This window comes from Stieleria sp. JC731 (assembly GCF_020966635.1).
Lineage (GTDB): Bacteria > Planctomycetota > Planctomycetia > Pirellulales > Pirellulaceae > Stieleria.
In genome coordinates, this window is sequence record NZ_JAJKFQ010000025.1 from 4,081 (window position 1) to 9,232 (window position 5,152).

A 5,152-nucleotide genomic window follows, 5' to 3' on the forward strand; every position below is an offset into this window, starting at 1 on the left:
CGGACATAACCGAGTGACGGCGGACGACTAACCACTTCAGAAACCCCGACTCCGTCACTTCGGTTCATGTCATGGTTCGCGTGGTACACACGACCACTGTCCGTACTACGTCGCTGCTGACAAGTCTACCCGATTCGAATCGCGAAGGGGAACGAGCATAGATATTTCAGCCGGCGGTTAGGGCGTTTGAACTGCTATATCGGAGCAATATCCAAACCGTGGCATCGAATGCGATAAACAGGAAACTGCTGACCCGTGAATTCAGATGGGTGTTGTTCGAGCGACACGATCAAACCGTGAATTCAATTGCGATCAATAGGAAACTGACGTCTCGCGAAATCAAAAGGGCCGAATTCACGAGCAACTATCAAACCACAAACTCAGTTGCGGCGATCGGCTAATGGTTGTCAGGTGAGATCCGATGGGCCAGATCCAAACGCTTGGAACTGCAATGGGCGGTGACCATGTTGATAAGAGATGAGTCATCAAGCAGCACAACCACCCGCGCGAACGTCCCGCATCACGGGGCGGCGGGAGTAAACGTTGTTTTCAAAAACCGCTGGCCACCGCCGCTCCCGTGCATGCGATGGTTAGCGTCCTGTGTCCAAGTACCAGTGCTCAAATTCCCCGTTCTCGTCGAGCTGCCAACCACGATCTTCCCAGCCATTCTCTGGTGTGAGCATCAGATAGCGGAACGCGAAGTCATAGTTTCCTTTGTTGTTTTCGAGTCGAACGACGCATGTACGCTTACCGCCAATGAATGGAAAGAGGTGCGCGCCATACACCAGGATTCCATCGTTTCGGTAATTCGTCGATCCAATAAAGCCTTGCCATGAGAGTTCGAACCATGTCGCTGCTCCAGTGAGGGTGCATACGTCAGTGCAATGGATCGTCGCGGCCTCACCGCACGACTGCAGCGGAATCGCTGTGAATTCCCGCAAGCTGTCAACGAGGTACTTCCGAGCCGCGTGTAGTTCCGCACCCACGAGCGTTTCTGCAGCTTTCGCGACGAAGACATCATGCATTGTTCTTGGACGCTAACGGCGGACATCACGCGGGACGGGCGAAAGACTCGCAAGCAGACCAATAACCACGACTCCCGTCCTCGCGTGCATGTCATGGTTCGCCGATTCATTTTCGAAACGGAAGGGATGATCTCGTCCAGTCCACGTTGATTGCCCAGAAAAAGGAATCGATCTTCAAGCTGCCGAGTGAAATCGTCTGTACTTGAAGTCAAAGAATTCATGGTTGACCTATGGAAGCAGCAGGTTGCCCGTTGAAAGGTCTTTTTCCCATCCTATTGGGATCCTCCCTTGAGTGTATGCGTTTACATGAAGGTCGAAAAATCTCGCCGCGAGTTGGTCAGCGACATCTCTATACTCTTCGCAAATTAAACCGAATAAGCAGAACGCGTTAATCTCCACCAAGAGCAGACTAGTAAGCCGCTCATTTTGCCCCGCCAAAGCTCTTTCCAGTGGCTGAAAGACTCCATTCAGTTCCGCACGCAATAGTCCAGCTACCTCGTTTCTATTCGGAAATTCAAGGTTTGATTGTCTTGATGCGATGGCCTGCTGATTGATGGAAACGTTGATTCGTCGCGACGCCTTGCCGTGCATGACCTTGTAAGCTGGCTTTTGCAAAAAGTCAACCAACTCCGGCAGCGGGGGAAAGCACTCGACATGCCACGGAGCTTCACGCAAGTCGGTTACGATCTGTTTCGTATGTGTCTGCAAACGGTGTGGCAAAATAGACTCAGTGCACTGTCGGCGAACGACCGCGATAACCGAGTCGCGGCGATTGATTTTCCATTGTCAAAAACGGCGACTCCGCGACTTCGGTTCATCGCCTGGTTCGTCGGTCTTTTTGCGACGGTGGCGAGCTCCCATCCAAGAGCCAATCTCGGTAGCTGCAAACACGCCAAACGGAAGGCAAGCAAGGTTACGAACAACGAACTGTGTTGTCGTGGGGTCACCGCCAGCGGAGACGTTACCGAAGATCGGCCCCTCGCTGACCATATAAATCAAGCCGAATGCTCCGAACGCGATCGTACAGGAAAGTACGGGCCGCACCGAATACCGCGAATAAGCTACTAACCCAGAGCATAGCATTGCAGATAACCAAAGCGTACTGGACCAGACAAAGTTCTCGTATGCGCGGAACGGCCTGTCAAGCAACGCCACGAACACGATCCAACAAACCAAAGTGAATACGCAAGCGCAAGCAGCTGTTCCGAGCATGCGGATCACTTGCGGTCTCGCGGAGACGCAAGCACCAGTGCGAACATTTGACGATGGTGCGTACGGGTTCATTCTCTCAGTGAATTCGTGAGAAGATTCGGTGTCACTCAATCCGACGAACGGCAGGGTTCAGCGGGGCCGCGCGAACGACTCACCACTTCGCAAACATCAGCTCGCGGCCTCCGTTGCAACCCATGGTTCGCCGCACTAGCAGTGGAAATATGCCACCACACACCAGCGACGTTGATCAAATCATACCGGGCGCATGATGCGCGGGCAAATCGTCGAGCAGGTCGCTGCGGCAAGCCATGTCGCCCGAGCAAGATTGAACCGTTCATTGATCAATAGTATCGCGTCGGTCAGCAGGTTCAATCGTTACGGTTCCCTCGGCGTAGTGAATGCCGAATGCTTGATCAGGCGTTTGTGCGGCGAGTTCGCCGGTATCGTAGTTGATAGAGATCATAGGGATGCGTAAACCAGCGATCGGTCCAATCCCGATTCCGATACCAGCATTGGGATAGGCGAGTTCGATGTCCCGCGCAAGACGTTCCCAGGTCCCTACACGAAAGACGCCACGTCCCGAATGCGTGATGGTCAGCATGAACTCTCCGGTCGGGTCAAAGCCCAAAGCAACGAGGCCACCGATGTTCAGGAATTGCTGTGGCATAGGTTTCAGTCGGCGAACGGCAGACATAACCGAGTGACGGCGGATGACTAACCACTTCGAAAACCCCGACTCCGTCACTTCGGTTCATGTCATGGTTCGCGTGGTACCCATGACCACAGTCGACACTACATCGCTGGTGACAAGTCTACCCGATCGGAATCGCAAAGGGGAACGAGCATGAGTTTTTCGGCTGGCGGGTAGGGCGTTTGATCCGCTATCTCGGAGCAGAAAACAAACCGTGACATCAAATGCGATCAACAGGAAACTGTTGCCCCAGGAATTCGCAAGGGAATTGTCCAAGCAACACAATCAAACCGTGAATTCACTTGCGGCGATTATCAAACACTTGCCACATGAAATCAGATGGGCCGGATTCAGCGGCATTGAAGACAGACGTTGGATATCGCAGCCACAACCATCCGCGCGAACGGCGGACATAACCGAGTGACGGCGGATGACTAAACACTTCAAAGACCCCGACTCCGTCACTTCGGTTCATGTCATGGTTCGCGTGGTACACACGACCACAGTCTGGATCACATCGCTGCCGACAAGTCTACCCGATTCGAATCGCGAAGGGGAACGAGCATAGATATTTCAGCCGGCGCATAGGGCGTCTGACCAGCTATCTCGGAGCAGAAAATAAATCGTGATATCAAATGCGATAAACAGGAAACTGCTGACCCGTGAATTCAGATGGGTGTTATTCGAGCGACACGATCAAACCGTGAATTCAATTGCGATCAATAGGAAACTGACGTCTCGCAAAATCCATTGGGCCGCGATCACGAGCAACGATCAAACCGAAACCTCAATTGCGCGATCGGCTCATGGTTGTCAGGTGAGATCAGATGGGCCAGATCCGTCAGTATCGAAAACAGGCGTTGGTTATCGCAGGCACAACCATCCGCGCGAACGGCGATGGTCACCGAGTCGGCGCGGTTGAGGTGAAACTAAAACCCAAAAGTCTTTGACTCGCCGACTTCGGTGCACCAACAGGTTCGCGAGGTACCCACGACCACAGTCGGCACCACATCGCGGCTGACAAGTCTACCCGATCGGAATGGACAAGGGGAACGAGCATTGATATTTCGGCTGGCGCATGGGGCGGTTGACCTGCTATCTCGGAGCAGAAATCAAACTGTGACATCAAATGCGATACGGAGGAAACTGCTGTCCTATGAATTCAATTGGGTGCCGTTCGAGCAACACAATCAAACCGTGAATTCAATTGCGATTGATAGGAAGCTGATGTCTCAAGAAATCAATTGGGCCGAATTCACGAGCAACTATCAAACTACAAACTCAGTTGCGGCGATCAGCTAATGGTTGTCAGGTGAGGTCAGATGGGCCAGATTCATACGCTTCAAATTGCAGAGGGCGATGACCAAGCTGGAGACAGATGGGATATCAGACAGTTCACCTACCCGCGCGAACGATACGGATCACGTGGTCGCCGAAGACGATACACCACTTCAATAAACTCAACTCGGCGACTCACGTGCATCCGCTGGTTCGCCCATGCTTCGTGTCAACTATTGACGCTCGGGTCAGAGTCTTCAATGTACAGCAAGTTATCGCGTGGAATGTACACCCGGCGTCCGTCTTCTCGCTGCAAGACGATCCATCGATTGTGAGTATACTCTTCGTACGCAGGCTGGTTGTCCTCGTCCGCCATTGGGGTAGTGAATCCAACCAGAAGGCAGCGTTCAAAAACTTGGGTTGCTGATTTGTCGTACGCGATTCGAAAGTAGAAATCGTGCGGTTTTGTGAAGTCAATTTCTTGGACATTGGCTGGCGCACGCGTACCACCGATCTTGGGAGGACGGACCGGCTTTGGTTCTTCCGGTTTTTGCCACGGCCATCGCCATCCGGATTGTTTCATGTTTTTGGTTCTAACAGACTAATTGCAGGGCGAACGTCCGCGATCACCGAGTCGCGGCGGTTGACGTTCCATTGCCAAAACGCTCGGCTCCGCGACTTCGGTGCATCGCATTGTTATCCCGCGTATTCGCGAAGTATTCCGAGTTCCGATAAACGTTCAACGTATAGCAATCGGTCGGACGGTTCAAAGCAACAAAACACGATCGTTTTTGGATAGCTATGCTCCGCAAGCCAGTCCAGACATGTTCGGATCGCAATTTCACAAGCGGGTTGTTGAGGGAAACCGAAAGCTCCGGTGGATATGCACGGGAAGGCGATGGAATCGCAGTCCTGCTCGTCCGCAATTTGCAATGCTGCACGATAG

4 protein-coding genes are annotated in these 5,152 nt (G+C 52.8%); all 4 read right to left on the reverse strand.

Annotated elements, in window-relative coordinates; all coding sequences use genetic code 11:
- Positions 1–590 precede the first annotated feature (590 nt).
- Positions 591–1,025, reverse strand: a complete 435-nt coding sequence (locus LOC67_RS22790; RefSeq protein ID WP_230265144.1) for a hypothetical protein — start codon at positions 1,023–1,025, stop codon at positions 591–593.
- Between the two features lie 1,546 nt (positions 1,026–2,571).
- A complete protein-coding gene (locus LOC67_RS22795) occupies positions 2,572–2,904 on the reverse strand; it encodes a hypothetical protein (protein ID WP_230265145.1) in 333 nt (110 codons plus the stop codon).
- Positions 2,905–4,435: 1,531 nt separating this feature from the next.
- Complete coding sequence (locus LOC67_RS22800; protein WP_230265146.1) at positions 4,436–4,789, reverse strand: hypothetical protein; 354 nt, start codon at positions 4,787–4,789, stop codon at positions 4,436–4,438.
- A 113-nt stretch (positions 4,790–4,902) separates the two neighbouring features.
- Positions 4,903–5,152 (reverse strand): macro domain-containing protein (locus LOC67_RS22805; protein ID WP_230265147.1); only part of this gene is annotated, 250 nt, incomplete at its 5' end.

Coding starts and splice junctions, on each gene's coding strand:
- LOC67_RS22800 (WP_230265146.1), bottom strand. CDS start 4,789: ATGAAACAATCCGGATGGCGATGGCCGTGGCAAAAACCGGAAGAACCA.
- LOC67_RS22790 (WP_230265144.1), bottom strand. CDS start 1,025: ATGCATGATGTCTTCGTCGCGAAAGCTGCAGAAACGCTCGTGGGTGCG.
- LOC67_RS22795 (WP_230265145.1), bottom strand. CDS start 2,904: ATGCCACAGCAATTCCTGAACATCGGTGGCCTCGTTGCTTTGGGCTTT.